The organism is Cystobacter fuscus, from assembly GCF_044360685.1.
Taxonomy (GTDB): Bacteria; Myxococcota; Myxococcia; order Myxococcales; family Myxococcaceae; genus Cystobacter; species Cystobacter fuscus_C.
The window spans coordinates 9499150-9523887 of the sequence record NZ_CP043491.1 but is presented as its reverse complement, the minus strand read 5'-3'; the positions used below and the strand labels follow the sequence as shown (position 1 = coordinate 9523887).

General features: G+C 71.7%; 22 protein-coding genes. 18 read left to right on the top strand and 4 right to left on the bottom strand.

What is annotated here, in order from left to right; all coding sequences use genetic code 11:
• The first annotated feature begins 12 nt into the window (after positions 1-12).
• The 4 genes from deoC to F0U63_RS38995 all read left to right on the top strand — a co-directional run bounded on the left by deoC (position 13) and on the right by F0U63_RS38995 (position 3768).
• On the top strand, positions 13-837 hold the full coding sequence (deoC, locus tag F0U63_RS39010) for a deoxyribose-phosphate aldolase (protein WP_395838324.1): 825 nt from the start codon (positions 13-15) through the stop codon (positions 835-837).
• Between the two features lie 44 nt (positions 838-881).
• Positions 882-1274 carry a TraR/DksA family transcriptional regulator gene (locus F0U63_RS39005; protein WP_395838322.1) on the top strand — a complete coding sequence of 131 codons (393 nt, stop codon included), beginning with the start codon at positions 882-884 and terminating at the stop codon, positions 1272-1274.
• Between the two features lie 86 nt (positions 1275-1360).
• The gene (locus F0U63_RS39000) at positions 1361-3103 is read left to right on the top strand and encodes a phospho-sugar mutase (protein WP_395838320.1); all 1743 of its coding nucleotides are present in this window, start codon (positions 1361-1363) and stop codon (positions 3101-3103) included.
• The gene (locus tag F0U63_RS38995; RefSeq protein WP_395838318.1) at positions 3100-3768 is read left to right on the top strand and encodes a hypothetical protein; all 669 of its coding nucleotides are present in this window, start codon (positions 3100-3102) and stop codon (positions 3766-3768) included. The genes F0U63_RS39000 and F0U63_RS38995 overlap by 4 nt, the downstream gene beginning before the upstream one ends.
• A 64-nt stretch (positions 3769-3832) precedes the next feature.
• Here the strand turns inward: F0U63_RS38995 and F0U63_RS38990 are convergent, their stop codons facing one another.
• The 4 genes from F0U63_RS38990 to F0U63_RS38975 all read right to left on the bottom strand — a co-directional run bounded on the left by F0U63_RS38990 (position 3833) and on the right by F0U63_RS38975 (position 8371).
• Positions 3833-4396, bottom strand: coding sequence for a hypothetical protein (locus F0U63_RS38990; protein ID WP_395838316.1), 564 nt, complete (start codon positions 4394-4396; stop codon positions 3833-3835).
• 457 nt (positions 4397-4853) lie between these two features.
• Positions 4854-5783 (bottom strand): ABC transporter permease, encoded by a 930-nt coding sequence (locus F0U63_RS38985; RefSeq protein ID WP_395838314.1) that lies wholly within the window; start codon positions 5781-5783, stop codon positions 4854-4856.
• Positions 5776-6915: an ABC transporter permease gene (locus F0U63_RS38980; RefSeq protein ID WP_395838312.1), complete on the bottom strand. Its 1140-nt coding sequence runs from the start codon at positions 6913-6915 to the stop codon at positions 5776-5778. Before F0U63_RS38980 ends, F0U63_RS38985 begins: the two co-directional genes overlap by 8 nt.
• On the bottom strand, positions 6908-8371 hold the full coding sequence (locus F0U63_RS38975; RefSeq protein WP_395848493.1) for an ABC transporter ATP-binding protein: 1464 nt from the start codon (positions 8369-8371) through the stop codon (positions 6908-6910). Before F0U63_RS38975 ends, F0U63_RS38980 begins: the two co-directional genes overlap by 8 nt.
• Positions 8372-8540: 169 nt before the next feature.
• Here F0U63_RS38975 and F0U63_RS38970 point away from each other — a divergent pair, with 169 nt between their 5' ends.
• From F0U63_RS38970 to F0U63_RS38905, 14 genes are all read left to right on the top strand, one after another.
• Entirely contained in the window at positions 8541-9845 is a 1305-nt protein-coding gene (locus tag F0U63_RS38970; RefSeq protein ID WP_395838310.1) for a thymidine phosphorylase, read from the top strand.
• Positions 9842-10201 (top strand): PilZ domain-containing protein, encoded by a 360-nt coding sequence (locus F0U63_RS38965; RefSeq protein ID WP_395838308.1) that lies wholly within the window; start codon positions 9842-9844, stop codon positions 10199-10201. Before F0U63_RS38970 ends, F0U63_RS38965 begins: the two co-directional genes overlap by 4 nt.
• Positions 10198-10602: a cytidine deaminase gene (locus F0U63_RS38960; RefSeq protein WP_395838306.1), complete on the top strand. Its 405-nt coding sequence runs from the start codon at positions 10198-10200 to the stop codon at positions 10600-10602. The genes F0U63_RS38965 and F0U63_RS38960 overlap by 4 nt, the downstream gene beginning before the upstream one ends.
• A complete protein-coding gene (locus tag F0U63_RS38955; protein ID WP_395838304.1) occupies positions 10602-13004 on the top strand; it encodes a YfhO family protein in 2403 nt (800 codons plus the stop codon). Before F0U63_RS38960 ends, F0U63_RS38955 begins: the two co-directional genes overlap by 1 nt.
• Before the next feature lie 76 nt (positions 13005-13080).
• Entirely contained in the window at positions 13081-13614 is a 534-nt protein-coding gene (locus tag F0U63_RS38950) for a hypothetical protein (RefSeq protein WP_395838302.1), read from the top strand.
• A 27-nt stretch (positions 13615-13641) separates the two neighbouring features.
• On the top strand, positions 13642-15033 hold the full coding sequence (locus F0U63_RS38945) for a 5'-deoxyadenosine deaminase (RefSeq protein ID WP_395838300.1): 1392 nt from the start codon (positions 13642-13644) through the stop codon (positions 15031-15033).
• A 192-nt stretch (positions 15034-15225) separates the two neighbouring features.
• Positions 15226-15960: a PspA/IM30 family protein gene (locus F0U63_RS38940; protein ID WP_095990032.1), complete on the top strand. Its 735-nt coding sequence runs from the start codon at positions 15226-15228 to the stop codon at positions 15958-15960.
• Between the two features lie 25 nt (positions 15961-15985).
• Positions 15986-17173, top strand: coding sequence for an ABC transporter substrate-binding protein (locus tag F0U63_RS38935; protein ID WP_395838298.1), 1188 nt, complete (start codon positions 15986-15988; stop codon positions 17171-17173).
• A 39-nt stretch (positions 17174-17212) separates the two neighbouring features.
• Positions 17213-18022 (top strand): hypothetical protein, encoded by an 810-nt coding sequence (locus tag F0U63_RS38930; RefSeq protein ID WP_395838296.1) that lies wholly within the window; start codon positions 17213-17215, stop codon positions 18020-18022.
• A gap of 3 nt (positions 18023-18025) precedes the next feature.
• On the top strand, positions 18026-20218 hold the full coding sequence (locus F0U63_RS38925; RefSeq protein WP_395838294.1) for a hypothetical protein: 2193 nt from the start codon (positions 18026-18028) through the stop codon (positions 20216-20218).
• An 83-nt stretch (positions 20219-20301) separates the two neighbouring features.
• Positions 20302-21909 (top strand): hypothetical protein, encoded by a 1608-nt coding sequence (locus F0U63_RS38920; protein ID WP_395838292.1) that lies wholly within the window; start codon positions 20302-20304, stop codon positions 21907-21909.
• Positions 21906-22601 (top strand): ABC transporter ATP-binding protein, encoded by a 696-nt coding sequence (locus F0U63_RS38915; protein WP_395838290.1) that lies wholly within the window; start codon positions 21906-21908, stop codon positions 22599-22601. The genes F0U63_RS38920 and F0U63_RS38915 overlap by 4 nt, the downstream gene beginning before the upstream one ends.
• The gene (locus tag F0U63_RS38910; protein WP_395838288.1) at positions 22598-23881 is read left to right on the top strand and encodes an ABC transporter permease; all 1284 of its coding nucleotides are present in this window, start codon (positions 22598-22600) and stop codon (positions 23879-23881) included. Before F0U63_RS38915 ends, F0U63_RS38910 begins: the two co-directional genes overlap by 4 nt.
• A complete protein-coding gene (locus tag F0U63_RS38905; RefSeq protein WP_395838286.1) occupies positions 23878-24678 on the top strand; it encodes a hypothetical protein in 801 nt (266 codons plus the stop codon). Before F0U63_RS38910 ends, F0U63_RS38905 begins: the two co-directional genes overlap by 4 nt.
• The last annotated feature ends 60 nt before the right edge of the window (positions 24679-24738 follow it).

Sequence of the window (24738 nt, the reverse complement as noted above, 5' to 3'; positions counted from 1 at the left end):
AGACCCCGCGCCATGACCGAGGCCCAGCACATCCAGCGCGTCGTCGAGGAGCTCGCCGACTTCTTCCGCAAGAGCTCGCCTGGAGTCCCGGCGGGCAACGGTCCGTCGGCGTCCCCCAGCACGCCCCGCGCCGTGGGCACCGCGCCCGTGCCCGCCGGGACGGTGAAGGGCCCCGCGGACCTGGCCCCCTTCATCGATCACACGCTGCTCAAGCCGGAGGCCACGCGCGACGACATCACCCGCGTGGCCCACGAGGCGGTGCGTCATGGCTTCGCCACGGTGTGCGTGAACTCGAGCCACGTGGCCACGGTGGCCGGCATCCTGGCGGGCTCCTCCAGCGTGCCCATCGCCGTGGTGGGCTTTCCCCTGGGCGCGGCGCTCACGAGCGCCAAGGCCCACGAGGCGCGCGAGGCCGTGCGCGAGGGCGCCCGGGAGATCGACATGGTGCTCAACGTGGGGGCGCTCAAGTCGCGCGACTACGCGCTCGTGCTCCAGGACATCGCCCAGGTGGTGGAGGCCAGCCGGCCCTTCCCGGTGAAGGTCATCCTGGAGACGGGGCTGCTCACCAGCGACGAGAAGATCGCCGCCTGTGTGCTGGCCCGGGCCGCGGGCGCCGCGTTCGTGAAGACGTCCACGGGCTTCGGTCCCGGGGGCGCCACCGTGGAGGACGTGGCCCTCATGCGCCGCGTGGTGGGCGACCAGGTGGGCGTGAAGGCCTCCGGCGGCATCCGCTCCGCCGAGGACGCCCTGCGCATGCTTCAGGCGGGAGCCAACCGGCTGGGGGCCTCGGCCTCGGTGGCCATCGTCTCCGGCCAGTCCTCCGCCGCGAAGTACTAGTCCCCCACCTGGCCCACCACCTGGCCCACCGAGGGAGAGAGGCCGTGACCGACGCACAGCGCGAGAAGTTCAAGCAGAAGCTGCTGGAGTTGCACGCGGAGCTGACGGGCAAGACGCCCGCGCGCATCGAGCCCAACCGCACCGACGAGGGGCGCGTGGGGGGCGACGAGGACGAGCAGCCGCTCAACGAGATGCTCCAGGCCATCGCCTCCAACCGCAACCGCAACTCGGAGGCCGTGTTGAAGCGCGTGCTCAAGGCGCTGGGCAAGCTGCGCCAGGATCCGGACTCCTTTGGCGAGTGCGAGGAGTGTGGGGATGAGATTTCCCTCGCCCGTCTGGAGGCCGTGCCCTACGTGGAGTTCTGCGTGAACTGCCAGGGCCAGAAGGACGCGCCCAAGGGTGGGCCCACCCGCAAGAAGCTCACCGACTACACCTGACAGCACGCGGTCGGTTGACCATCGCTGAACAGACGCAGAAGGCCGGCCACGTCGGCGACGGGACAACCGCTTAAGGAGGGGTGGAGATGGACGCGACAGAGCTGAAGGACAAGGCGGAGGCATGGCTGCGGGCGGATCCGGACCCGGCCACCGTGGCGGAACTGCGCGAGGTGCTCGCGCGTGGGGACGCGGCGGACCTGGCGGACCGGTTCGCGGGCGACCTGGAGTTCGGCACCGCGGGCCTGCGCGGCGTCATGGGCGCGGGGCCCAACCGGATGAACCGCGCGGTGGTGCGCCGGACCACGGCGGGTCTGGCACGCTACCTCAAGGCCACCGTGCCGGACGTCGCCCGGCGCGGCGTGGTGGTGGGACGCGATGGCCGGCGCTTGAGCGCGGAGCTCGCCGAGGACACCGCGCGCGTGCTCGCCGCCGAGGGCATCCCCGCCCACGTCTTCCCCTCCCTGGTTCCCACGCCGCTCGCCGCCTTCGCCACCCTGCACCTCGGCGCCGCCGCGGGCGTCATGGTCACCGCGAGCCACAACCCGCCCGAGTACAACGGTTTCAAGGTCTACTGGGGCAACGGCGCGCAGATCATCCCGCCCCACGACAAGGGGATCGCCGCGGAGATTTCCCGCGTGGAGCCCGCCAACCAGGTGCGGCTGCTCTCGGTGGACGAGGCGCGCGCCCGGGGCCTGTGGCACGAGCTGCCGGACTCGCTCGGCGAGGAGTACCTGGCGGCCATCCTCCGGCTGCGCCTGCATGGCCGCGGCTCGGACTCGCTGCGCATCGTCTACACCGCCATGCACGGGGTGGGCGGCGTGTGGATGGAGCGGGCCCTGGCGCGCGCGGGCTTCCGCCACGTCCACGTGGTGGCCGAGCAGCACCAGCCGGATGGCACCTTCCCCACCGTGCGCTTTCCCAACCCCGAGGAGCCGGGGGCCATGGATCTGTCGCTCGCCACCGCGCGGCGCGTGGACGCGGACCTGGTGCTCGCCAATGATCCGGACGCGGATCGCCTCGCGGTGATGGTGCGCGGGGAGGACGGCGCGCTGCGCATGCTCACCGGCAACGAGGTGGGCGTGCTCCTGGGCCACTACGTGCTCGCGCAGGGGGCCGCCCAGGCCGCTGGCGCCACGCCGTACGTGGTCACCACCATCGTGTCCTCCACGCAGCTCGGCGACATGGCGCGCGAGCTGGGCGCCGCGTACGACGAGGTGCTCACCGGCTTCAAGTGGATCGCCAACCGCTCCCTCGAGCGCGAGCGCGCGGAAGGCACCCGCTTCGTCTTCGGCTACGAGGAGGCGCTCGGCTACTGCGTGGGCACGGTGACGCGGGACAAGGATGGGGTGGGCGCGGCGCTCGTGTTCGCGGACCTGGCCGCCTGGTGCGAGGCGCGGGGCACGACGGTGGCTGGCTATCTGGAGGAGATCCAGCGCCGCTTCGGCCTCTACGTGAGCGCCCAGCGCAACTTCACCTTCCCGGGCGCCCAGGGCGCGCAGACAATCGCGCGCATCATGGAGGGCCTGCGCGCCTCGCCTCCCTCCCGCGTGGGCTCGCGCACGGTGCGGGCGGTGACGGACTACAAGAAGGGCGAGAAGCTGCCGCCCTCCAACGTGCTCGCCTTCGAGCTGGAGGGTGGGGGACGGGTGACGGCACGGCCCTCGGGGACGGAGCCGAAGATCAAATACTACTTCGAGCTGAAGGAGACGCCCCGTCCGGGCGAGCCGGTGTCCGCCGCGCGCGCCCGGGCGGAGGCCCAGCTCCAACAGTTCATCGACGCCTTCCTCGCGCTGGCGCGCGAGCGGGGGCAGCCGGAGGTCACAGCGTGAAACGCGGCATCGTGAGTGGTTTGGTGGTGGGCATGCTCCTCGTGTCGGGAGCCGCCATGGCGCAGGAGGGCTACGGCCGGGGCCAGGGCTGGTCCGTGCTCTCGGGACAGACGGTGGGGCAGGGCGCCACCGTGTTGAATGGCCAGCTCGGCTGGCCGGGTATCTCGCTGGGCCTGCTGCACGGGGCCACGTCGCGCTTCGACATCGGCGGCAAGTTCAGCTTCAACTACGGCCGCGAGGGCATCGTCACCAGCGTGGTGCCGGGCATCAAGCTCCAGGCCTGGATGCGGCTGATGCTGTTGCAGACGTCGCAGGTGAACGTGGGACTGAGCTTCGCGCCCGGGCCCCTCTTCTACTTCTACGACGACAACTACACCGACGTGGGCCTGGCCCTGCCGTTGTCCCTCACGCTGGGGTTGCCGGTGGGCAGCGCGCTGATGCTCAACATCGGCGTGGACGTGCCCTTCTACGTCATCTTCGGCCCGGGCGGCGGCCCCGTCTTCCCGCTGCTGGTGGGCGGCGGGCTGGAGTACTTCGTGGCCCGCAACCTCGCCATCAACTTCAACGTGCGCATGGGGCCGTCCATCGGCACCTACTACGGCTACTACCGCGGTGGCGCGCGCTTCACGCTGGACGCCACGTTCGGCGTCTCCTTGCACCTGTAGTCCTGGGTCCGGAGCCCGGGGGCTCGCCCCCGGCTCACGGCGGACCCACGCGGCCCCTCGAGGGCTACCAGCTCGCGGTGCCCTGGTCCGGCAGCTCCACGGTGACGGTGACCGTGGTGCCCGTGTTCCCGTGGTGCTGCACCGCGAGGTGTCCGCCCTGGGCCTCCACCAGCTCGCGCGCCACCTGGAGTCCCTCCGGGCCGCTCGTCTCGCGCGAGGGCTGCGCCGGGCCACTGCGCCCCATGTAGCGCATCTGGATGGTGGGGCCGTAGTCCCCGAAGTCGTCCTGCGGCTCCACGCTCAAGCGCACGGCGCGCGTGCTGCTGGTGCTCTGCGCGCCGCGGCGTGCGCCCACGGCGTCCGCGATGAGGTGGAAGAGCACCTGCGCCATGCGCCACGGGTTCACCCGCGCGAACACCGGCTCGTCCGGCAGCTCCAGCTGCACCTCGGTGGGCTCCACGTGTCCGGCGGTGCGCAGCAGCGAGAGCGCCTCGCGTGCCAGCGCGCACAGGTCCAGGTGCTGCTCGTCGCCGCCCTCCCGGGCGTTCACGCTCGCCAGCCGGCCTCGACCTTCCCCTCCCGTCACGAGCATTTGTTGCGGCCAACAGGCCATCGCCACCGCGCTCATCACGTCACCCCACCCATCATCTCTTGTTCGTCGTTCACGTCGGCCCCCCCTCGAATACTCCAGGACGCCGGCCCCCTTCCTTTCCCCATCCCGCCCCAATGCCACCCCTACGTCCGCTAACCCATACGCCCTGGCCTTCGCGGCCCCCCCACTGCTCCGCGAACATGCCCGAGTGCATGCGACGCCAATTAGATGCGAGCTCCGTGCCGCTGCCTTTTCCTCTTTTCCACTCTGTCTGGACTGAGACAGCGAATCACCGCATCCTGGAAAAACGGGACTTTGTCGCGTTCTCCAGACGATGGCGTGTTCTGCTTCTACCGGCCATTCTGTCAGATGGGAGGGTCCAGACTGATTCCTGGTCGGAAATGACCCAGGGTTGCTCGGACCCATACTGTAAAAAACCGCGCCCACCATCCGGAACAGACTCCAGGACCGGAGGGGGGAGCGCTCGGAGGGCTCAGCGGGATTCCTGCTCGTACGGGGTGCCCAGGGCGGCGGGGGCGTGGGTGCGGCGGCCCTGGAAGCCGAGCAGGGCGAGCGTCAGGAGGTAGGGCAGGGCGAGGAGGAAGCCCTGGGGGATGACCTCCAGGAGGCCGGGGGCGCTGGAGGCCAGGCCGATGCGCAGCGCGTTGCCGGCGGAGAAGAAGAGCGCGGCGAGCAGGGCGCCCAGGGGTGTCCAGCGGCCGAACACCATGGCGGCCAGGGCCATGAAGCCCAAGCCCGCGGGGGTGTGCTGCTCGAAGCGGTCGAGCACGGCGGTGGACAGCGTGGCGCCGCCGAGGCCCGCGAGCAGCCCGCAGCCGAGCACGGCGAGCCAGCGCAGGCCGGGCACGGACAGGCCGAGCGTGGCCACGGCGTGGGGCTTGTCGCCCACGGCGCGCAGCCGCAGGCCGAAGGGGGTGCGGTAGAAGAGGGCGTGGAAGACGAAGGGCAGCACCAGGGCGAGCCAGGTGAGCGCCGAGTGCCCGGAGAAGACGCGCAAGAGCGGCACCGCGTCCAGTCCCGGCACGTGCCAGCGCGTGAGCTGCTGGATGGGGGGCGTGCCGTTGGGCCCGTAGAGGGACTCCAGCAGGTAGGTGCCGCCAGCGGTCGCCACGAGGTTGAGGGCCATGCCGGACACCACCTGGTCCGAGCGCCAGTGGATGCACAGGGCGCCATGCACGGCCGCCATGCCCGCGCCCGCGAGCATGCCCACCATCACCCCCACGGGCGTGGGCATGGAGATGGCGGCCACCGCGGCGCAGAAGGCCCCCGCGCGCATCATCCCCTCGACGCCCACGTTGACGACGCCCGAGCGCTCGCACAGCGTGGCCCCCAGGGTGGCGAAGACCAGCGCCGGGAAGTACTCCAGCGTGGAGGACAGGAGCGCTTCCAACACCTCAAGCACGTGGCACCTCCGGACCCGGAGCGGGCGCCGCCGCGGTGGTCGCCTGGGGCGCGCGCCGCGGCTTGCGCAGCAGGGCGAGCCACACCTGCCGGCCCGCGACGAAGAGCAGGGCCAGGCCCTGGATGAGCTCGGGGTAGCTCTTGTGCACGCCGAGCAGCTGCATGCGCGTGCCGCCCGCGCGCAGCGCCCCGAAGAAGAGCGCCGAGAGCGTCACCCCGAGCGGATGGCTGTTGCCGATGAGGGAGATGGCGATGCCGTCGAAGCCGTAGGGGGCGCCCAGCGTGCCGGGGTAGCGCAGCTCGGTGCCCAGCACCAGCACCGCGCCCGCCAGGCCCGCCAGCCCTCCGGCCAGCCCCATGGCCTCCGCGGTGCGCCGGGTGACGGGAATGCCCGCCGCCCGGGCCGCCTCGGCGCCCAGTCCCACCGCGCGCGTCTCGAAGCCCGTGCGCAGCCAGGACAGCCACACCCAGAGCGCCATCGCCACCGCCAGCGCCAGCGGGAAGCCCAGGTTCAGCCGGGAGATGTCCCCGAGCAGCCGCGGCAGGTGCGCGCTGGGGAGGATCTCCGGGGTGCCCGTGGTGGACAGGGTGGTACCGGCTCCGGCGCGCAACGGGCCCACCACGAGCCAGTTGTCCACCAGGCTCACCGCCACCCAGTTGAGCATGATGGTGGAGATGACCTCGTGCACGCCCCGGGCGAGCTTGAGCCAGGCGGCGATGAGCGCCCACACGCCCCCGGCGAGCCCCGCCATGAGCAGCGCCGCGAGCACGTGCAGCGGCCCGGGCAGCTCCCACCACGCGCCCACCAGCGCCGCCACCAGCGCGCCCATGAGCATCTGCCCCTGGGCGCCGATGTTGAACAGGCCCACCTTGAAGGCCACCGCCACCGACAGGCCGGTGAGCAGCAGGATGGAGGCCTTGATGGCGGCTTCTCCCAGGGGCCGGGTGAGCAGCGCCACGCGTCCCCCGTCGAGGTAGGCCGGCCAGTCGCCGAGCCCCCCGCGCAGCATCTGGAAGTAGGCGTCGGTGGCCGTCCGCGCGTCGCGCGTGAGGGCGATGAAGCACCAGCACACCGCGAGCGCGAGGAACACGGAGAAGACCGAGGGCAGCACCGCGCGCAGCCGCTCACCCATGGGCCACCTCCTGGCCGGTGCCGAGCATCCGCCGGCCGATCTCCCGCTCGTCGAACTCGGGCCGGGTGAAGGTGCCGCTCACCCGGCCCTCGAAGAAGACATAGACGCGATCCGCCAGGGCGAGCACCTCTTCCAGATCCAACGAGACGAGCACCACGCCGGCGCCTCTGTCTCGCGCCTCGCGCAGCTTCGCCTGTACCTGCGCCACCGCGCCGATGTCCAGGCCGCGCGTGGGCTGCACCACCACGAGCAGCCGGGGCGAGGCATCCAGCTCGCGCGCCACCACCACCTTCTGCTGGTTGCCGCCGGAGAGCGCCTGCAGGGGCAGCCGCGGATCCGGCGGCCGCACGTCATAGGCCTTCAGCAACGTCTCGGTGCGCTCCCGGCGTCCGTCGAAGTCCACCCGGGGCCCTCGCGCGAAGGGCGCCTGGGCCTGCCGCCCCAGCGCCACGTTCTCCTCCACGCTCATGGCCTTCACCACCGCGCGCCACAGCCGATCCTCCGGCACGTGGCCCACGCCCCGGCGCCGCGCCTCCGCGGGCGTCAGCCCCTCGAGCGAGCCGCCCAGCAGCGTGCCGCTTCCCGAGTCCAGCTTGCGCAGGCCGGTGAGCACCTCGGCGAACTCGCGCTGCCCGTTGCCGTCCACCCCGGCGATGCCGACGATCTCCCCCGCGTGGACCTCCAGCGACACGCCCCGGAGCATGGGCCGGTCGTCCTCGCCCCGGGCCGTGAGCTCCCGCGTCTCCAGCAGCCGCTCGCCCGTGGGCGGGTGGTACGTCTGGGCCTCGGAGGTGGGGGCGCGCGCCTCGCCCACCATCAGCGCCGCGAGCTCCTGGGCACTGGTCTCCGCGGCGCGCACCTCGGCCACGCGCCGGCCGCGCCGCATCACCACCACGCGCTCGGCCACGCTGAGCACCTCGCGCAGCTTGTGGCTGATGAAGACGACCGTGCGCCCTCCCGCCGCCAGCCCTCGCGCCACCCGGAACAGGTCATCCGACTCCTGGGGGGTGAGCACGGCGGTGGGCTCGTCGAGGATGAGCACCTGCGCGCCGCGGTGCAGCGCCTTGACGATCTCCACCTTCTGCTGCGAGCCCACGCTGAGCGTGTCCACGCGGGCGCGCGGGTCCAGCTTGAAGCCGAAGCGCTCGCACGTGGCGGCCACTTCCTGGCACGCCCGCTCCTGATCCATGCGCCCGAAGCGCGTGGGCTCGCGGCCGAGCACCACGTTCTCCGCCACCGTGAGGGTGGGCACGAGCATGAAGTGCTGATGCACCATGCCGATGCCCCGGGCGATGGCGTCCCGGGGGCTCTTGAGGCGCACGGGCTGGCCTCCCACGAGCACTTCCCCCGCATCCGCGTGGTAGAGCCCGTAGAGGACGTTCATGAGGGTGGACTTGCCCGCGCCGTTCTCGCCCACCAGGGCGAGCACTTCCCCGGTGCCGATGTCCAGCGACACGTCGTCCAGGGCGGTCACGGCGCCAAAGCGCTTGTGGATGTGTCGGAGGGAGATCAAGACCTCTCCCCTTTATCATCAGATGGCGGAGGGGTCCCGGTTGGTGGATGGGGGACTGCGGGCTTTTCTTCCGGATGCATGCCCGCGCTCCTTCCTGCTATGGCCTTTCCCCGTGAGACCCTACGAGCTCATCAAGGCCAAGCGGGACGGGAAGCGGTTGGACCCGGGCGACATCCGGGCGTTCATCGAGGCGTATACCTCGGGGGACGTCGCGGACTACCAGATGTCCGCCCTGTGCATGGCGGTCTTCTTCCGGGGACTGGACGCGGTGGAGCTGGGTGCCTGGACGCGGGCGATGCTCGAGTCCGGGGAGGTGCTGGACCTCGGGGACGTGCCCGGTGTGAAAGTGGACAAACACTCCACGGGCGGGGTGGGGGACAAGGTGTCGTTGAGCCTGGCGCCGCTGGCGGCCGCCTGCGGGGTGCCCGTGCCGATGATCTCCGGACGGGGCCTGGGGCATACGGGAGGGACGCTGGACAAGCTGGAGTCCATTCCCGGCTTCAAGGTGGATCTGCCGGTGAGCGACTACCGCCGCCTGGTGCGCGAGGTGGGCTGCTGCCTCATCGGCCAGACGGCCTCGGTGGCCCCGGCGGACAAGAAGCTCTACGCACTGCGTGATGTGACGGCCACGGTGGACTGCATCCCGCTCATCTGCAGCTCCATCATGAGCAAGAAGCTCGCGGAGGGCATCGACGCGCTGGTGCTGGACGTGAAGGTGGGCAGCGGCGCCTTCATGAAGACGGTGGAGGACGCGCGGCTGTTGGCCCGGACGATGATCGGCGTGGGCGCGGAGATGGGGCGCAAGGTGACGGCGCTGCTCACGGACATGAACCAGCCCCTGGGGCGCGCGGTGGGCAACGCCCTGGAGGTGGTGGAGGCCGTGGAGATGCTGCGCGGCCGTGCCCCGGCCGACTACACCGAGGTGACGCTGGCGCTCACCGCGGAGATGCTGGTGCTGGGCGGCCGGGCGGCCTCGCTCGCCGAGGCGCGTCAAAAGCTGGAGCGGGCGGTGCGGGACGGCAGCGCGGTGCGCAAGCTCCAGGAGATCGTCCAGGCGCAGGGGGGAGACCCGCGCGCCATCGATGACTATTCTCTCTTGCCCCAGGCGCGCTCGCAGGTGGACGTGCTGGCGGCCGAGGAGGGCTTCGTCACCGGCATCCAGACGGAGGCGGTGGGGCTGGCGGCGGTGGCGCTGGGGGCGGGGCGTCAGCGGGTGGACAGCCGCATCGATCCCGCCGTGGGCTTCACCCTGCTGCGCAAGGTGGGTGAGCCGGTGAAGAAGGGAGACCCGTTGGTGCGCATCCACTATAATGACCCGGCGCCGGTGGAGGATGTGCGGGCGCGACTGTTGGCGGCCTATTCCTGTGGGCCTCGGGCACCCGAGCCCCAGCCGTTGATCCTGGAGCGATTAGGATGAGTGCATCGTCCGGAGATGAGCGCCGGTCCTCGCTCCGGGTGTCGATGCGCTTTCGGATCCGGCGGGCGGGCAGCTCGGACTCGTTCGATTCCCGGGAGGGTAACATCTCGCTGGGGGGCTTCGCCTGGCACGGCGCGGCCCTGTCGGTGGGGACCGAAGTGGAGGCGCGCTTCAAGCTGCCCGGCACGAGCGAGGAACTCCAGGTCCGGGGCCAGGTGCTCAACGTGAGCTACGGCGCGCGCGGTACCTCCGCGCACGCGCGCTTCCTGGACCTGCCGGACGAGGTGGAGCGGCGCATCGCCCAGTATCTGGAGGAAGTGGAGCAGGCGGAGTCCAACCAACGAGGTGGCTCATGAGCACGGACATTCCCTGGGACAGTCTCTTCGAGGCGGCGGCGAAGGTGCGCGAGCGCGCGCATGCTCCCTATTCGCGCTTCCCGGTGGGGGCGGCGGTGCTGTACCCGGATGGTGAGGTGGTGACGGGCTGCAACGTGGAGAACTCCTCCTATGGCCTGTCCGCCTGCGCCGAGCGCAACGCGCTGGCGGCGGGGGTGGCCCAGGGCCGCGGCCGTCCGGTGGCGGTGGCCATCGTGGTGGACACGCCCACGCCATGTCCGCCGTGCGGCATGTGCCGGCAGGTGATGCTGGAGTTCGCTCCCAGGGAATTGCCCGTGCGCAGCCGCAACCTCAAGGGCGACGAGGCGCGCTACTCGCTCGGGGAGCTGCTGCCCCACGCCTTCACCAGCGACTTCCTCTGATGTCACGGCTCCAGTCGCGGCTGGCGATGGTGGCCGCCACCCTCGTCCTGCCGCTGCTCTACTTCCACCGGGCGACGTTCAGTTCGGATGTCTTCATCGCGCGCGACATCCTGCTCGTCTACTACCCGCTCAAGCAGTACTGGGCCGAGCGCGTGTCCCAGGGGGAGTTTCCGGCCTGGTATCCCTACAACGGGTTGGGTCAGCCCTTCGCGGGCATGCTCATCTCCGGGGTCTTCCACCCCACCAACGTGCTCTACCTGCTGCTGCCGCTCGGGGTGGCGCTCAAGCTCATCGCGCTCGGCTCCTATGTGGCGGCGCTGGGCGGCACCTACCGCTTCGCCCGGGAGTGGGGTCTGGAGCGCAAGCCCGCGCTGCTGGCGGGCATCACCTACGCGCTGGGTGGCTACCTGGTGGGCATCAGCAACAACCTGCTCTACCTCATGGCGGCCGCCACGTTCCCCTGGGCCCTGTGGGGCGCCGAGCGCTTCCTGCGCCAGCCCTGCGTCCGCCGCGCCGCCGCCGCCGCGCTCTTCTTGTGTCTGGTGCTGCTGAGCGGTGAGCCGCAGAGCTTCGCGCTGTGCTGTGCCCTGGTCCTCGTGCTCGCGCTCGTGCGTCCGGAGCGTGCCCCCCTTCCGCGCGCGGCGTCCCGGGCCGTGCTGCTCATCGTGCTCGCCGCCCTGCTGGCCGCGGTGCAGATCGCTCCCGTGCTCAGCCTCCGCGGGGAGGCGAGGCCCACGGCGCCGTCCTTGGATCTGGCCACCTACTTCTCGTTCCATCCCCTGCGGATGCTCGAGTTCGTGCTCGGCCCCATCTTCCTCAATCCCGAGACGGACACGGTGGCCTCGTTCCGGCTGGCCGATGAGGTGTTCCATTCCGGGGTGCATTCCTTCTGGGTCAACTCGGTGCACGTGGGCGCGCCCGCGCTCCTCCTGGCGGGCGCGGCGCTCTGGGCCCACCGCCGCCGGGCCCTGGCGTGGGCGGTGGCGGCCATGGCGCTGCTCGTGCTGGCGTTGTCGATGGGACGGCACCTGCCCCTGTATGGCTGGCTGTACCAGTGGATGCCCGTCTGGAACTCCTTCCGCTTTCCGGAGAAGTTGCTGCCCTACTTCATGTTCGCCTGTGCCCTGGGCGCGGGCGCGGGGCTGGAGGCCGTGCTGCGCGAGCCCGCCTTGTCGCGGCGGGTGGGCCAGGCCGCGTTCGGGCTCGCGTCGCTCTGTGGCCTGTTCGCGCTGGCGGAGTGGCGGGGGCGGGTGTTCTCCTCCGGGGTGCTCGGTGCCCTCTGGGAGAGGCCGCAGCCCGACATCCAGGACATGCTCCACGGCAACGTCCTGCTCGCGTCCGTGGTCGCGGGGGGAGCGCTCGGGGTGATGGGGGCCGTGCTGCTCCGGGGGCGCGCGCCCGCCACGGTGGCGTGGGCTGTCGTCTCGCTCCAGCTCGTCATCCTCTACCTGGCCAACGGGGACGTGTACCTGGTGACCATTCCGGAGTTCCTGGAGCATCCCTCCCAGATGGTGGCGACCATCCTGGAGGCCGAGCAGGACAGCGGCGCCGGCCGGCCCCGCGTCTATGGCGCGGCGCCGGAACTCCAGGAGCACGAGCCCATCGAGGGCATCGATCCCATCGACATCCAGACCGTCAACACCCTCGACTCCCTCTGGGCGGACACCCCCGCGCTCTGGCGCCTGGAGAGCGCCAAGCCCTATCTCCCCGTCGTCTCCTGGCGGGCCATGAGCCTGCTGGGAATACAGCAGGAGCCCCTCGGTCTTCCGCCGAGCCGGATCCTCGAGCTCTTCCACGTGAAGTACGTCACGGTGGGCGCGGGGGCGTACCGGCGGCTCAAGGGCAAGCCCGACGTCATCTTCGCCGAGATTCCGCGCTTCGACGAACTGCTGCTGCGCAATTCCCAAGCGCTGCCGCGCGCCTACCTGGCCACGCCGGTGTGTGTGCCGGATCAAGACGCGGCCAGGAATCTGCTCTTCTCCCGCTCCTTCACGCCCGGGCAGCAAGTGGCCCTGGAGTGTCCACCCGGCCCGGAGCATGTCGAGACCCCCACGAGCGCCGGAGCGCTCGGCCAGGTGCGCTTCGTGCGCTACGCGCCAGAGGAGGTCGTGCTGGAGGTGGAGGCCACCCAGCCCGCCGCGCTGGTGCTCAACGATGCCTACTACTCGGGCTGGAGCGCGACGGTGGATGGGCGGCCCGCCTCCATCCTGCCAGCCAACGTGGCGGTGCGGGGCGTGCGGCTGACGGCCGGCACCCACCAGGTCACCTTCTCGTTCCGTGCTCCCGGCCAGCGGCTCGGGGCGACCCTCACCCTGGTGACGCTGGGCCTGCTCGGACTCGCGCTGCTCCTGGAGTGGCGTCAGCGGGCCGGGGGGCGCGCGTCTCCCACCGTCCCGCGCTGACCCCGCGGTCGCGGGGCGTTGGGTACTGGACGGAGCCCATACCGGGGTGGGGTGCGCCTCCCTAGGATGCGCGGCCATGATCAAACACCTCGTTCCCATCCTCCTGCTGCTGTCACTGGTGCCTGGCTGTGCCCGGATCTTCGAGGGCGGCCAGGTGGAATGCGTGGGAGATACCTGTACGTGCAAGCCCGAGCCCCGGTGCACGGGGGAGTGCATGGAGCCGGGCTGTTCCCTGGCGTGCGCGGATGGCCCGGACTGCGATGTGCGCTGCGGCGATGGCTGCCAGCACAGCTGCACCGGGGGCAACAACTGCACCACCACCTGTGAGACGGATTGCGACCTGGCATGTGCCCGGGTCAGCTCCTGCGAGTCCCAGTGTGGGGCGAACTGCCGGCAGCGCTGCTCGGAGGCGTCCAACTGCGCCTTCACCGTGGGGCCCGCCAGCACGGTGAGCTGCGAGCGCGTGGGCAGTTGCAATGTCACCTGCACGGGCTCCTGCCGGGTGGACTGCCAGGGCACCGGCAACTGCAACGTCACCTGCCGGGAGAGTGGCACCAACGCCACGGTGTGCCCCAACGGGACGACCCGGGTGTGTGGTCAATCCTGCTGAGGACGAGTGTCTTTGGCTGGAGTGGGCATGAACCGTGGTAATACCCCTCGGACCGTGGACCTCCTCCTCACCAACGGCACCGTCGTGACGATGAACCGCGAGCGCGAGGTGCTCGCGGAGGCCGACATCCTCATCCAGGAGGGGCGCATCGCCCGCGTGGGCCGCGGCCTGCGCCCGCGGGGCACGGGGCTCCGGGTGCTGGACGTGAAGGGCCAGGTGGTGCTGCCCGGCTTCGTCCACGGCCACCTGCACGCCTGTCAGACGCTCTTCCGCAACCGGGCGGATGGGCTGGAGCTGCTCGACTGGCTGCGCGAGCGCATCTGGCCCTTCGAGGCCGCGCATGACCCGGACTCCATGCGCGCCTCGGCGGATCTCACCTTCGCGGAGCTCATCCGCTCGGGCTCCACGGCGGCGCTCGACATGGGCACGGTGCGCCACTACGACGCCGTCTTCGAGTCCGCCCGGGACTGCGGCTTCCGGCTCACCGGCGGCAAGGCGATGATGGACGCGCCCGACGTGCCCCCGGGCCTCGCCGAGTCCACCGAGGACTCGCTGGCCGAGAGCCTCGCGCTGCTCGAGCGCTGGCACGGCACCCACGGGGGACGGCTCCAGTATGCCCTCACCCCGCGCTTCGTGCTGTCCTGCACGGAGAAGCTCCTGCGCGAGGTGGGACGGCTGGCGCGAGAGAAGGGCGTGCGCATCCACACCCACGCGAGCGAGAACCGCACCGAGTGCGACGTGGTGCGCCAGCTCACCGGCAGGAACAACGTGGAGTGGTTCCACGAGGTGGGCCTCACCGGGCCGCACGTGACGCTCGCCCACTGCGTGTGGCTGACCGATGCCGAGCGCCACCTGCTGCGGGACACGGGCACGGTGGTGTGTCACTGCCCGGGCTCCAACCTCAAGCTCGCCTCGGGCATCGCCCCGGTGCCGGAGCTGCTCGACGAGGGCGTGTCGGTGTGCCTCGGCGCGGACGGCGCCGCGTGCAACAACAACCTGGACATGTTCGTGGAGATGCGGCTGGCGGCGCTGTTGCACAAGCCCCGCGTGGGCCCCCGGGGCATGCCCGCCGAGCGCGTCCTGGAGATGGCCACGCTCGGGGGCGCTCGCGCCCTGGGCCTGGAGGCCGAACTGGGCTCGCTGGAGGTGGGCAAGCGCGCCGACGTCACCGTGGTGGACCTGTCCGGCGTGCACGCCCTGCCGTCCGATCCGGCCGACGTGCTCTCACCGCTCGTCTACGCCGCGCGCGCCTCCGACGTGGTGCACGTGGTCATCGATGGGCGGCTCGTCCTCAAGGATCGGGCACTGCTCACCCTGGACGCCACTTCCGTGGCCGCCAATGCCCGCCACCACTCCGCCCGCCTCACCGCGCGCGCCAAGGCCCCCTCTCGTGCCCGCCCCGTGGCCCGCGCCCGCTGAGGGCGCTCCACCTCCCGGAGGCCGGGTCCGCTCGCACCCCGGGCGGACTCACCAGGGCCCTGGTGGCCCGCTGGCAATGAACCCCGTGCGCGGAGCGTAGAAACGCGGGAGATTCGGCACGCGTGGTAAGCTGGGTGGGCTGGTGTAAGGTAGTCCCCCAAGGACTCGCAGTGGAGGAGGTCGACACCCGCCATGTGGCAACGGTTCAAGAGGGCAATGCGCAGCTTCGCTGGCTTCTTCGTCTCCTCCATCGAGGATCCGGAGCTCATCCTCGAGCAGAACATCCGGGACCTGAACGATCAGGTGCCGAAGATGAACGAGTCCATCGCCATGGTGCGGGCGAACCTGACGCTCCTGGAGAAGGAGAACGCCAAGTACCAGCAGGACATCCGCGACCTGACGGCCAAGGTGAAGGCGGCCATCCAGGCGGGGCGTGACGACCTGGCGGCCCAGTACGCGAGCAAGCTGCAGATCGAGAAGGGCGCGCTGGAGCGCAACGAGCAGCAGCTGGCGACGGCCAAGCAGGCGTACGAGAAGTCGCTCAGCCTGAAGAAGTCTTTCATGCGCGAGAAGGAGCGCAAGACGCAGGAGGCCATGACGGCCATCCGCGACGCGCGCCGTGCCCAGTGGCAGTCCAAGGTGGCCGACGCCATGGAGTCCTTCACCGTCGCGGGCATCGACCAGACGCATGGCGAGATGCTGCGCAAGGTGCAGGAGAAGGCGGCCGTCAACGAGGCGCGCATGCAGATGGCGCTCGACTCGGTGGACCACCAGGCGGTGCAGATCGAGGAGGACGCCGAGGCGCTGCAGGCGATGGACCTCGTGAAGCAGATGAAGATGGAGATGGGCCTGGACAGCCCCGCGCCGGTGTCCGACGTGAGCGCCGGTCCGGAGAAGACCATCGGCAAGAAGGTGGAGATCAAGTAGTGGCCGGGGGGAGGAGGCCGCTCTGATGGCGTTGCGACGCGGACCCGGCCTCATTCCGTTCCTGGTGCTGTGCGCCCTGGGGGCCGCGTGGCTGCTGGCCTCGCCCCTGGGGTACCTGGACAGGCTCCAGGCGCGCTTCTTCCCCGCCGCCAAGGACGCCGTGCGCCTGTCGCCGGGAGACTTCCCCGCGGGTGTGACGGCGCCCATGGCGGACCTGGCCTCGGTGCCGCTGCGGCCCACCCTCATCGGCTTCACCGCGCGTGGCTCGGCGGCGGCGCTGCTGCTGGCCACGGGCGGTGCCTCGACGCTGGACAACCTCGCGCCTCCCCCGGGCGCGGCGCAGGGCGTGCTCAAGACGGCCTATGCCATGGACGCGCGCGCCGTCGTCTTCGCCAACGAGGACGAGCTGCGGCAGGCGCTCTCGGTAGGCGCCGAGCATGGCGGGGTGGATCTGGCGGCGCTCTCGGTGGACCGGCTGGCGGCGTGGTTGCCCGCGCTCCGGGACGCGGCGCCGCGCACGGTGTTGCTCGTGGGTCGCAGCCGCGGGCAGGAGGCGCTGGCGGGCGTGGGCGTGACGGAGCTCGCGCAGCTGCGCGGCAAGCGCCTGGGCGTGTACCCCTCGGGCTCCTCCTCCTATTTCGCGCTGTGGGTGCTCTCGCGCGCGGGCCTGCGCATGTCGGACGTGCGGTGGGTGGACCTGCCTTCCACGCTGGACGCGGGCCGGGCGCTGCGCGAGGGCCGGGCGGACGCGGTGGCGGGCCTGTGGGGCGACGTGGAGCTGGCCGCGCGGGACAGAGGCGGCCAGGTGCTGGCCACCACGGCGGACGCGCCGCACCTGGTGGCCACGGTGCTGGTGGCCCGGGGCGACTACGCCGCGCGCTACCCGGACGCGCTCCGGCGCATCATCCGCGGCCTCCTGGACGCGGGGCAGAGCGTGGCGAAGGATCCAGGGCCCGCGGCGCGGCTGCTCGGCGAGGTGGCCCCCTACCTGGGAGACCCCTCCGAGGCCATCCGCAGCGCTCCCCCGGCGACACTGGCGGACAATCGCGCCTTCTTCGGGCTTTCCGGCGAGGCGCCCGTCACCTATGACGAACTCTTCCAGAGCGCCTCGGCGCTCTACCAGAAGATCAGGCGCACGGCGAAGGCACCGCCAGCCGAGGACACTCGCGATCTCGGCGCGCTGAAATACGTGTCGGAGGCGCGAGGGCCATGAGGCCCCTGTCCGCGAGGCGCCTCGCTGGCGAGAACTGACGTGGCCCGCACTCCGAACTTCCTGAAGGCCGCCTTCCTGATGCCCGCCAACCTGGTGGGGCTGTTGACCGCCGGGGCGTCGGCGGCGCTCACCGGTGAAGCCCTGCCCGCGCTGGTGGCGCTCGGCGTCGAGGGGGTGTACCTCGTGGGGGCCATCTCCTCCTCGCGCTTCAAGCGGGCGGTGCGCGCGCGCGGGCCCGACGCTCATGACACGGAGGCCGCGCGGCAGCAGGTGGAGGCGCTGCTCAAGGACCTGGCGCCCTCGCAGCGCGAGCACTACCAGCAGCTGGTGGGGCTCAAGGAGAAGATCCTCGCCAACTACGCGCGGCTGCCTGGAGGCCGGGTGCTGGCGAGCAGCAGCGAGGAGCGGCTGGATGCGCTGCTCACCTCCTTCCTGCGGCTCATCGCCGCGCTCAACCAGTACCGCGCGTACCTCAACCCGGCGGAGCGGCAGTCGCTGGAGAAGGACGTACGCGGGCTGGAGGCGGAGCTGGCGCAGGAGAGCAACGCGCGCATCAAGGACGTGAAGGAGAAGCGCCTGGAGATCCTCAGGCGCAGGCTCGCGCGCTTCGAGCAGGCGGGAGAGAGCCGCGAGGTGGTGAGCCACCAGCTCGCGAGCATCGAGGACCTGATGCGGCTCACGCACGAGCAGTCCATCGCCATCCGGGATCCGGAGAGCGTGTCGCGGCAGCTCGACGTGCTGAGCGCCGGGGCGAGCGCCACGGACGAGACGGTGCGGGAGATGGAGCGCTTCATGGAGTTCAGCGAGGAGACCTCGGCGCCGCTGCCCCACGGAACGCGCGTCCGCTAGGCCATGGGCTCTGGCAACGGCGGGCGCCGATGGCTTCCGGGGTGGCTCGGCGCGCTGCTGGTTCCAGGACTCTTCTCGCTCTTCGTGTTCCGCGGCGTGCTCTTCCTGGGGGAGCTGCCGTTCCGGCGGGACATGAGCCAGCAGTTCCTGCCCCTCAAGCGCGTGTTCTCCGACGCGCTGCGCGCGGGGCGGCTGCCCGAGTGGTGGCCCTGGGACGCCCTGGGGATGCCGATGCTCGCGCTGCCCCTGCTCAGCGCCTTCCATCCCAGCACGCTCTTCTTCCTGGCGCTGCCGTTCCACCTGGCCTTCGTGCTCCAGTTCTTCCTGCCGGTGCCCCTGGCGCTCGGGGGCACCTGGCGGCTGGGACGTGCCCTGGGGTTGCGCCCGGTGTTCGCGGCGCTGGCGGCCACGGGCTACGTGCTCGGGGGCTACTTCCTGGGCGTCACCGAGTTCACCTACATCTCCCTGGCCGCGGGGGCACTGCCCTGGCTGTGGTGGGGCGCGTTGCGCTGCCGGCGCGAGGCGAGGCCCCGGCCGGTGGTGTTCGCGCTCGCGCTGGCGTCCATGCTGCTCGCGGGGGATCCGCTCCTGTCCCTCATGGGGGGGCTCGGGGCGGTGGTGCTGGTGGCACGGCGCGCGCCGCCCCGGCGGCTCCTGCGTCCGGCCCTGGCGTTCGTGCTCGGCACGGGGCTCGCCCTGGCGCTCTCCGCCGTGCAGGTGCTGCCCTCCGTCCTGTTGCTGCGTGAGTCTCCCCGCGCGCACGGATTGGACCTCGCCGACGCGAACACCTGGCGGATGGATCTCCCGCAGCTGCTCGGCATGGTGTCTCCCCGCGAGCTGCCCCAGTCCCTGCCCTTCCTGGAGATGACGTACGTGGGGCTGTCGGTGGCCGCGCTCGCGCTGGTGGGCGCCACGGTGCGCGGCCGGCTGCGTGTCCGGCTGGTGGTCCTCACCGCGGTGTCGTTGCTGCTCGCCTTTGGCGCGGCCACTCCGCTCTGGGGGCTGTTCTCGGCGGTCGTCCCGTTCTGGAAGTCGCTCCAGTACCCGATGAAGGCCATGGGCCCCGCCACGCTGCTGCTTCCCCTGCTCGCGGCCCGGGGCGCCCAGCTGGTGTGGCGCTCGGACCGCCGCCGCTTCCTGCCGGCGGTGGGGTGCGCGCTCGCGGGGGGCGCTTTCTCGGTGACGGGGGCCTGGGCTCCAGCCCTCCCGTGTCTGCTGCTCGCGCTCGTGTGGGGGGTGATGGCCTGGCGCCCCCGGCTCGTGCTTCCGCTGTCATACGTCGCGCTCGCCGTGGTGGCGATGGACCTGAGCCTCACCAACGGCCATGTCGTGGCCACGATGCCGCCGGAGTTCTACGCGCCTCCGCCCCTGGTCAAGCCCCTGGCCGACGGGGGCGTGTCCCCCGAGGGGTTCTGCTACTCCGTGCTGTGGCGTCCCCCGGCGCGGCTCCAGGGCTTCGTGGAGCGCAGCATCGCGAGCAGCGCGGCGCTCTTCCCCGTGCGGGGCTCGCTGCACGGACTGCCCACCTGCAATCCGTACCTGCCCGGCTACTCCGCCCGGTACGCGGACCTGTGGTTGCGCGACGAGAAGCTCTGGCCCCAGCGTCTGGCGGGCGTCTACGGCTCGCGGTTCATGATCACCCTCCCGTCCTTCCTCCGGCCCGAGCAGCACGCGCGCGTGGTGGCCTCGGACGAGTTCAGCGGGGCCGTGGTGCTGCCCCTGCAGCGCTACCTGCCGCGCGCCTACACCGTGCAGGGGGTGAAGGTGCTGCCACGGGAGCAGGTCATGGACTACCTGGGCTCGGGCTTCCGTCCCGGCCAGGAGGTGGTGCTGGAGGCGGAGAGCGTGGGTGGGGAGTCCTGGGAGCGGGCGCCAGCGGGTCCGGCGCGGCCGGTGGATTCCCTCCGCCGGGACGGGGACTCCCTCGAGGTCGAGGCCACGCTCGAGGCCCCGGGGATGCTCGTGCTCAACGAGTCGTACTTCGAGGGCGTGGAGGCCACCGAGGACGGACAGCCACTGCCCCTGTACCCGGCCAATCACGCGGTGCGCGCGGTGCCCCTGGGCGCGGGACGGCACCAGGTGCGCTTCGAGTACCACACGCCGGGGCTCGCGCTGGGGGCCTTCACGAGCCTCGCGGCCCTGGGCGTGCTGGCCGTGGGGGGGGTGCTCCAGGCGAGGCGTCGGCGTGCCCGCTGACCGGTTGGTTCCTGGACGAGGGCCCCGGAAGCCCGCACGAAGAATTTGACTCCGGGCCCCAGGCCGTCTGCACTCCCGTTCCTATGCTCCGCCGCGCCTCACCCTGGCTCCTGCTCGTGCTGCTCGTGTTCGCCGGTTGCTCCCGCTGCGGTGACAAGCAGGGGGGCGTGAAGACGCTCAGCCCCGCCCACTTCCTGCCCCGCAACGCGCAGGCGTCGCTCGTCGTGCCGGACCTTGGCGTGCTCGGCGAGAAGCTCGCGCGCTTGCAGAACCTCAAGCTGGCCAACTTCGCCGCGCAGCTCCAGAACGCCCAGTCCGCCGAGGCGCTCGTCTCCAGCATCATGCGCCAGGTGGGGGTGGACCTGCGCAACCGCCAGGCCATGGAGGCCGCGGGCATCGAGCCCTCGCGCGGCGTGGGCGTGTCGGTGCTGGGCGGCCAGCAGGCCTTCTCCGTGCTGGGGGTGAAGGACGAGAAGCTGTTGACGGAGACCTTCGCCCGGCTGGCGCGGGATCGCCTGGGCGCCTCCGAGCGCGCGGAGCAGAAGGTCCCCGGCGGCACGCTGCTCACCTTCAGCCGTCCCACCGCGAGCGCGCCCTCGCTGGGCCTGCTGCTCACCGAGGGCTATGCCCTGGTGGGGCCGGGGGAGGTGGTGCCCCGGCTCTCCGGCTTCGCCACGCTCCCCCTGGAGCAGTCACTCGCCGGGGAGCCGCTCCTGTCCGAGTCCCTCAAGCGCCTGCCCAGCGAGCGCGACTTCTACGCCTTCCTTCCCGGCGGGGTGGGGTTGCTCGTTCCGGCGGGCACCACCCAGGCCGTGACGCTGGTGGGCTCGTTGAGCGAGCGCGCCATCACCGTGCGCCTGGACACGCCGTGGCCCGGAGCCCAGGACACGCTCGCCGCGTTCGCTCCCCAGAAGGGGGCGGATCTCCTCGGCTACCTGCCCGAGGACAGCTTCCTCGTGCTGCGCTACCAGGGCGACGCCACGCGGCTCAACGACTTCTGGCCCTACCTGACGGGCTCCTTCGTCGCCCGGGCGGTGCAGGACAGCGGCTTCGACGTGAAGGGCGAGCTGTTGGATCGGCTCGAGCCCGGCAGCGTGGCGGGCGTGTCCCTGTCGCCCACGGTGCAACTGGGCGCGGGCCTGCCCTCGCTGGATCCGCGGCGCACCAATCCCTTCCGCTACGTGCAGCTCGTGGCGGTGGGGGATGGCAAGGACGCGGCGGGCATCGCCTCGCTGCTGGAGAAGCTGCCCCCCGTCGCCAAACGCTTCGGCGCCGACATCCAACCCACCGACGTGAATGGCCAGCGCGTCTACCTCACCACGTACGCGCGGGGCGAGGGCGCGCACCTGGCCTCGGTGGGGGACAAGGTGCTGGTCGCGGCGCCGCGGGCCCGGCTGGAGTCGATGCTGCCCCGGCTCGCGGGGGCTCCGGGCGCGGTGCCCGTGGCGGAGGAACTGCGCGGCGCGCTCCAGGAGCCGGCGTTGGGCGCGGTGTTGGACCTGCGGAAGCTCGCCGAGGCGGTGAAGGCGCTGCCCTCCGAGGCGTGGGGGATTGGCGGCTTCGCCATCAAGGCCACCACGGTGCGCTTCCTGGACGCCACGGATGACCTGCGCGCGGTGACGCTGGGCGTGTCCGGCAAGGACAAGGCCCTGCAGGCGGAACTCACCCTCTGGCTGGCGGCCCGCCCGTGATCCGCGCGCGCGACATCGTCAAACGCTACCAGGACGGCGAGGGCAGCGAGGTGCGCGTGCTCGATGGCCTGTCGCTGGAGATGGAGCAGGGGGACTTCGTGGCCGTGGTGGGCCCGTCCGGCAGTGGCAAGTCCACGCTGCTGCACCTGCTCGGCGGCCTGGACGTGGACTACCAGGGCCAGGTGGAGGTGGCGGGCGTGAAGCTGACCGGCTTGAAGGAGCCGGCGCTTGCGCGCTTCCGCAACCAGCACGTGGGCTTCGTCTTCCAGTCCTTCCACCTCATCCCCAACCTGTCCGCGGTGGAGAACGTGCTCATGCCCTCGCACTTCGGCGCCGCGCCCGTCGACGCACGCAAGCGCGCCGAGGCGCTGCTCGACCGGGTGGGCCTGCTGGCGAAGAAGGATCGCACGCCGGTGCGGCTGTCCGGAGGCGAGCGGCAGCGCGTGGCCATCGCCCGGGCGCTCTTCACGGGCCCGAAGCTGCTGCTGTGTGACGAGCCCACCGGCAACCTCGACGCCGCCACGGGCGCGGGCGTCATCTCGCTCTTCCAGGAGCTGCACCGCGAGGGCCTCACGCTGCTCGCCGTCACGCACGAGGATCGGATGAGCTCGGCGGCGCGGCGCGTGCTGCGGCTCAAGGAGGGCCGGCTGGTGGAGGAACCCCGGCCCCTGCTGGCGGGAGGGCAGTCATGAGGCTCGCGGCGCTGTCGAGACTGGTGCGGCTGAGCCTGGCGCGCGAGCGGCGGGGCGCGTTCTTCTCGGCCTTCGGCGTGGCCATGGGCGTGGGAGCACTCGTCTTCTTCGTGGGGCTGGGCCTGGGCGTGGGCCGCGTCATCCGCGAGCGCGTCTTCCCCTCCGACGCGCGGCTGGTGGACGTGGTGCCGCCCACGGTGTCGCTCGGCTCGCTCTTGGGTGGGGGCCGGCTGGACACGGTGATGGTGGAGCGGCTCCAGGCGCTGCCCGGCGTGGAGAAGGTCTACCGGAAGATGAACGTGCGCGCCCCCGCGGCGAGCCTCTACAACGGGGACTTCTTCGGCCGCCGGCTGCGCATGGGCATGGACCTGCTCGTGGTGGGGGTGGAGTCCGGGCTCGTCGAGGGCGACGTGCCGCGCGAGAAGTTCGTGGACCCGGGGCCAGGCCAGCCGTTGCCGGTGCTCATCTCCTCGCGCCTGCTGGAGATCTACAACAACACCTTCGCCCCGGCCCGCGGACTGCCGAGGCTCTCGCCGCAGATGCTCCAGGGCTTCCTGCTGCCGGTGGACTTCAACCGCTCCTACGTCACCGCGCCGCTGCCCAACGCGCCCGTCATCTCCGCCCAGGCGCAGGTGGTGGGCACCTCGGACCGGGCGTTGCTCGCGGGCATCACCCTGCCGCTGGAGGTGGCCGTGCGCCTCAACCGCGAGCTGGGCCAGGACACGGAGACGTACTCCGGCGTCACCCTGGTGGCCACGAACCCCGGCCGGGTGTCGGAGTTGATGGCGGCGGTGCGGGACATGGGCCTGGAGATCGACGATCAGGAGCGGCGGCTCGCGGAGAACGTGGGCGCGGCGGTGACGCTCGTCACGTCCGCCCTGGCGCTCCTGTCCATCCTCATCTGCGTGCTCGCGGCGGTGAACATCGCCCACGCGCTGAGCGCGTCCGTGCGCGCGCGGGCCCGGGAAATCGGCGTCATGCAGGCCGTGGGCGCCTCGCGCGCGGACGTGCGCAACATCGTCCTGGCCGAGGCGGGCGTGGTGGGACTCGCCGGCGGCGTGCTGGGCACCCTCGCCGCGCTCCTCCTGGCCCTGCTCATCGATCGGCTCGCCGCCACCTGGCTGCCCGAGTTCCCCTTCAAGCCCGACAGCTTCTTCTCCTTCCCCTGGACGGTGGTGGTGGGGGGAGTGGGGCTCGGGTTGCTCGCCGCGGTGGCGGGAGCCTGGTTCCCCAGCCATCGCGCCGCCGCCACGGACCCCGCACGCACGCTCGCCGGATGACGCTCCCCTCGCGCCAGACACGCCTCGTCAACCTCCTGTGCCTGCTCGTCCTGTGCTGGCTCTATGGGGGGGATCTGCTGGACGCCGTGCGCGCCCGGAGCGCCGAGGTGTCCGCCTTCCTCTCGCCGCCGCCCCTCGTCTGGCCCGCGGTGGTGCTGGGCGTGATGTTCGGGGCACTCGGGGTGGGGGTGTGGGGGCTGGCTCATGGCCGGGGCGAGGGCTTCAAGGGCTACCGGCTGTTGCCCATCGTCCTGGTGACCGCGCTCTTCTTCGATCTGGTGCTCTCGGAGAACCAGATGCCCTTGCGCTCCGAGGACGTGGCCTTCATGTCCCTGGGACGCTTCCGGGAGCAGGTCGAGCCGCTGGTGCGCGGGGGCAGGGTGCCCACCTCGCCCGAGGTGCTGCGCCCGGTGGTCGAGGACATGGGCCAGCCGCCGTACCTGGTGCGCGGGGTGCGCGCGGCCGCCTGGTCGCTCCAGGTGCGTCAGGGGTGCCAGGGGCCCGTCGAGCAGGCGCCGGGCCTGGAGGTGGGTACCTTCATCTACTGTGTGGCCCCTGGCGCGGAGCGGGCCTGGGTCTCCCTGGTCGCTCTGCCGGCCGGCAAGCGCTTCGGCCTTCCCGAGGTGCTGTCCTCGGAGGGGAACACGGCCTTCGCGCTCATCCAGCCCGTTCCCCCGGAGGAGGAGCCCCCGTCCGGAGCGGAGGCGCCCTTCGGGGAGACACCCGGGAGCCGGACGCCCCCGGGCGGGCCGGAGACACCCGACATGGGGGAGCGGGAGCCCAACCCCCCGCCGTGACGCGTGGTGCCGCCAGGAGGGGGAACGTCACGCGCGGTTGACCCTGTGGATGGGCGGTCG